Genomic DNA, 4786 nt, shown 5'->3' with positions numbered 1-4786 from the left:
GTGCACGTAGTTGTCGGAGCCGATGGGCTCGACCACCTCGACGGTCGAGCGCAGGTTCTCGCCGCCGGTCGGCGACTCGTCGAGGACGATGTTCTCCGGGCGGATCCCCAGCGTGTACCGGCCGTTCCGGAGGTCGTGGCCCCGGACGTACTCCGCGGAGAGGTCGAGTTCGAACCCGGCGTCCTCGTTCCGGACCGTCGCGCCGCTGCCGTCCGTCTCCACGTCGACGTCGACGAAGTTCATCGACGGCGAGCCGATGAAGCCGGCGACGAACTCGTTGACGGGGTTCTGGTACACCTCGGTGGGCTCGCCGACCTGCTGGAGCTCGCCGTCGTTGAGGATCGCGAGGCGGTCGCCCATCGTCATCGCCTCCTCCTGGTCGTGGGTGACGTACATCGCGGTGACGCCGAACTCCTTCTGGAGCTTCTGGATCTCGGCGCGCATCTCGGTGCGGAGCTTCGCGTCGAGGTTCGAGAGCGGCTCGTCGAAGAGGAACACCTCGGGCTCGCGCGCGATGGCGCGGCCGAGCGCGACGCGCTGCTTCTGCCCGCCGGAGAGCTCGTCCGGCTTGTCGTCGAGGAGGTCCTCGATGCCCATCATCTCCGCCATCTCGCGGACGCGCTCGTGACGTTCCTCCTTCGCCATGTCGGTGCTCATCTTGAGCCCGAACGCCATGTTCTCGCGGACCGTCTTGTGCGGGTACAACGCGTAGTTCTGGAACACCATCGCGACCGGGCGCTCCTTCGCGTGGATGTCGGTGACGTCATCGTCGTCGAAGCTGACGGTGCCCGAGGTGGGCTCTTCGAGCCCCGCGACCATCCGGAGCGTCGTCGTCTTCCCGCACCCGGACGGCCCGACCACGGTCACGAACTCGCCGTCGTCGATCTCCAGGTCGAGGTCGTTGACGGCGACGATGGTTCCCCGGTCGAACTCCTTCCGGAGCGTATCGAGCGTGACGCGTGCCATTTCCCTGATAACGGTCCCACTGGCATATGAGTTCTTTGCTGTTTTCCTGATATTTGGTGAATAATCTCTTCTCAAATATTCGCCTGACCGCGTCGATCAAGTCGATCGTCGAGTCGCACCGTCGACGCGGATCGATCCGGATCGATCGGGATGTACCCCAAACACTAAATGTATGAAAATATAATTCATCATTTGTTCTAGTCACATGAACGAGAAACGTAGAACGCTGCTCAAGGCGATGGGGGGAACGACTGCGCTCGCGGGCCTCGCGGGCTGTATCAGCACCGGCGGCGACGGGTCGGACGGTTCCGACGGCGGCGACGGGTCGGACGGTTCCGACGGCGAGAGCGGCGGGACCGCGACCCTGTGGACCGACCTCTCCGACGGCGAGGACGAGGCCATGTCCTCGTACATCGACCAGTACGAGTCCCAGAGTCCCAACACGATCGAGAAGAACGAGCCCGGCGGCGAACTCGACCAGCAGCTCGAGACCGCCATCCCGTCGGGCGAGGGCCCCGACTCGTGGATCTGGGCGCACGACTGGATCGGCCGGTTCGCGGTCCGCGAGGAGCCGCCGTTCCTCTACGACGCGAGCGACGACGTCGACGCCTCGCTCGACGTCTTCACGGAGACCGCGCAAGAAGCCGTCCAGTTCGACGGCGCGCTCCACGGGCTCCCGTTCGCCTCGGAGACCGTCGCGCTGTTCTACAACGAGGACATGGTCGACGAGCCGCCCGAGACGCTCGAGGACATGATCTCGGTGATGGACGAGTACCACAACCCCGAGAACGGCGAGTACGGCCTCTCGTACCCCGTCACCGACCCGTACTTCGCCAGCGGGTTCATTCAGGCGTACGGCGGGGACATCTTCGACACCGAGAGCCTCGAGAACGACCTCGACAGCGACGCGTGTAAGCGGGGGATGGACGCGCTCGAACGGCTGTTCGGCTACGTCCCGGCCGACCCCGGCTACGAGTCGCAGATCGTCGCGTTCGCCGACGGCGCCGCGCCGTTCGCGATCAACGGGCCGTGGGAGATCGCGAACCTCCAGAGCGAGGTCGAGAACCTCGGCGTCACGACCCTGCCCACCGTCGACGGCAACAACCCGCGGACCTACTCCGGCATCCAGACGTTCTACTTCAGCGCGATGCTGTCGGACGCCGACCAGAGCGCGGTCGACGCCGCGACCGGGCTCGCGGAGTGGTACACTACCAACGAGGAGGTCATCGAGACCAACGCCGAGGAGCAGGGGTACATCCCCGTGCTCTCCTCGGTCGTGGAGGACGGGAACCTCTCCGAGGACGTTCAGGCGTTCGCGCAGCAGGTCGACCACGGCGTCCCCATCCCGACCCACCCGAACATGAACGCCGTCTGGACGCCGCTCACCGAGGCGCTGACCCGCGTCTTCAACGGCGATCAGGAGAGCGGCCCGGCCCTCGACCAGGCCGCGTCGGAGATCCGGGAGAACCAGTAGGCGGTCTCTCCTCGACCCACCATGGCCTCTTCACAACTCGACGTCGGCGGCGGGCTCTCGCGGCTCCGGTCAGCGCTGCCGTTCTCCGGCCGCGACTGGGGGCTCCTCCTGGTCCTCCCCGGCGCGATCCTCTTTTCGAGTTTCATGCTGTACCCGATCGTCTACCTGTTTTACATCTCGCTGACCGACGCGACGTTCGCCGGGTCGGTCATCGGCGGCGGCGCGGAGCTGATCGGGCTCGCGAACTACGCGCAGCTGCTGGCGGACCCGCAGTTCTGGACGTCGATGTCGACGACGTGGCTGTTCGTCGCCGTCTCGCTCGTGGTCAAGGTGTTCGTCGCCGTCGGTATCGCGCTCCTCTTGAACCACGCGCGGGTCGTCGGCAAGCGCTACATGCGCGCGGCGGTGATCGTCCCGCTGGGGTTCCCCGGCATCTTCACGATCACCGTCTGGCGCGGGATGTTCAGCGACGCCCGATTCGGCGTGTTCAACACGCTGCTCGGCCGGTACAACGAGTTCATGTCGGCGCTGTCGGCGCCGCAGGTCCTGCTTTTCGACGTGCCGATCGGCTTCCTCAGCGGCCGCTGGGAGGCCTTCTTCGCGTACGTCACCACGGAGGTGTGGCTTGCGTACCCGTTCATGGTGATCATCATCGTGAGCGCGCTTCAGGACGTGCCCAAGTCGCTCCACGAGGCGGCGATGGTCGACGGCGCCGGGTTCCTCCACCGGTTCCGGACGGTGACGCTGCCCGCGATCAAGGGGCCGGTGCTTTTCGCCTCGATCCTCACCGCGGCGACGTCGTTCCAGCAGTTCCTGATCCCGTGGGTATTCAACCAGGGCGGCCCGGCGAGACAGAACGAGCTGATCATCGTGTACGGCTACCGGGAGGCGATCAGCTTCAACGAGTTCGGGCTCTCGGCGGCGATACTGATCGTCGCCATCGCCTTCGTCGGGCTGTTCATGTACGTCGCCGTGCGCTACGGCGGCCTCGCAGAGGGGGTGGGTGACGAATGAGCGCGATCCGCTCGTTCGCGGCGTTCGTCGCCGCCAAGCTGGTCGCGTTCGCGACCGCGCCGAAGCGCTTCGTCGTCACGATCCAGCGGGCGATCTACGACCTCCGCACGGAGAAGCGCACCCCGTGGGACGTCGCGAAGAGCGTCCTGATGACGCTGTTCGGGCTCGCGATGGTGTTGGTGCTTCTGTTCCCGCTGTTCTGGATCTTCGCCGCGTCGCTGGCGGAGGGAACGCGGCTGTTCACGACCAGCGGCATCTTCCCGGACCCGTCGACGTACAACCTCGGCGCGTACCACTGGGTCGTCTTCGAGTCCGACTTCTTCTTCGTCGAGGGCGACTGGGGGTACCCCCAGCTCGTCCTCGGGGGGAGCGGCGGACTGGTGAGCTTCCGGTGGGCCGGGACCGAGACCGGGCCCGGCGCGGTGTTCAACAGCCTCTACATCGTCAGCGTGACGATCGCCGCCGGGTTCGCGATGATCGTCCCCGGCGCGTACGCGTTCTCGCGCCGGCAGTTCCTCGGCCGCAAGCGGATCCTCTACGGCTACGTCCTGTTCACGCAGATCGGCGCCGGGCTGTCGATCGCGACGCTCGTGGCGCTGTACTCGCTGTTCAGCTCGTACGGCCTGACGAACAACCTGTTCGTCCTCGGGCTGTTCTACGCCGCGGGGGCGATCCCGTTCAACACGTGGCTGCTGAAGACGTACATGGACAACATCCCCGTCTCCTACGAGGAGGCGGCGATGGTCGACGGCGCGAGCTTCCTCGACACGATCCGGGAGGTCATCCTCCCGCTGACGAAGCCGGGGCTCGCCGTCGTCCTGATCTTCGTCTGGCTCGCCGGCTGGAACGAGTTCATCATCGCGCAGACGCTGCTGCGTCCCGAGAACTACCCGCTCTCGGTGGAGCTGTACAACATCGCGACCGAGGGCCGGTTCTCGACCCCGTGGACGCGGTTCGCGGCGTTCGCGAACCTGTTCGCGCTGCCGGTCGCGATCGTCTACTTCGCGGCGCAGCGCTCCGTCGAGGACGGCCTCTCGTTCGGCGGGATGGAAGGATAGCCGCGCCGACCGCCTCCTCCTCCTTTCCGTTCTCTTTGACGACCCGCTCGCGGCTCAGTCGTCGGCGGTCGGCGCCGGCGGCGCGCCCGCGAGCCGGTCGCGGTCGTGGTCGGCCTCGAAGTCGAGGTCGGGGCCGCGCGCGACGATCCCCGAGGGCGTCACGTCGGGGTGCGTGGTGTAGTAGTGCTCCTTGATGTGGTCCATGTTCACCGTCTCGGCGACGCCCGGCGTCCGGTAGAGGTCGCGCAGGTACGGCCAGAGGTTGTCGTACTGG

At 66.4% G+C, this 4786-nt stretch carries 4 protein-coding genes and 1 pseudogene; 3 read left to right on the top strand and 2 right to left on the bottom strand.

Annotated elements, in window-relative coordinates:
• Positions 1 to 966, bottom strand: a 966-nt coding sequence (locus B9G38_RS14275; protein ID WP_086220811.1) for an ABC transporter ATP-binding protein, incomplete at its 3' end; no start/stop codon positions are given.
• A 205-nt stretch (positions 967 to 1171) separates the two neighbouring features.
• Here B9G38_RS14275 and B9G38_RS14270 point away from each other — a divergent pair.
• Genes B9G38_RS14270 through B9G38_RS14260 form a run of 3 tightly spaced genes read left to right on the top strand, consistent with a single transcriptional unit; the run spans position 1172 to position 4512 of the window.
• The gene (locus tag B9G38_RS14270) at positions 1172 to 2440 is read left to right on the top strand and encodes an extracellular solute-binding protein (protein WP_198945706.1); all 1269 of its coding nucleotides are present in this window, start codon (positions 1172 to 1174) and stop codon (positions 2438 to 2440) included.
• 21 nt (positions 2441 to 2461) lie between these two features.
• On the top strand, positions 2462 to 3454 hold the full coding sequence (locus tag B9G38_RS14265; RefSeq protein ID WP_086220810.1) for a carbohydrate ABC transporter permease: 993 nt from the start codon (positions 2462 to 2464) through the stop codon (positions 3452 to 3454).
• Positions 3451 to 4512: a sugar ABC transporter permease gene (locus B9G38_RS14260; RefSeq protein ID WP_086220809.1), complete on the top strand. Its 1062-nt coding sequence runs from the start codon at positions 3451 to 3453 to the stop codon at positions 4510 to 4512. The genes B9G38_RS14265 and B9G38_RS14260 overlap by 4 nt, the downstream gene beginning before the upstream one ends.
• A gap of 54 nt (positions 4513 to 4566) precedes the next feature.
• On the opposite strand, the pseudogene B9G38_RS14255 reads toward B9G38_RS14260, so the two are convergent.
• Positions 4567 to 4786 (bottom strand): annotated as a pseudogene (locus B9G38_RS14255) (glutathione S-transferase family protein); the annotation flags it as partial.

The organism is Halorubrum sp. SD612 (assembly GCF_002135005.1).
The sequence above is the reverse complement of the archived record's forward strand: the minus strand, read 5'-3'. Positions and strand labels throughout refer to the sequence as shown.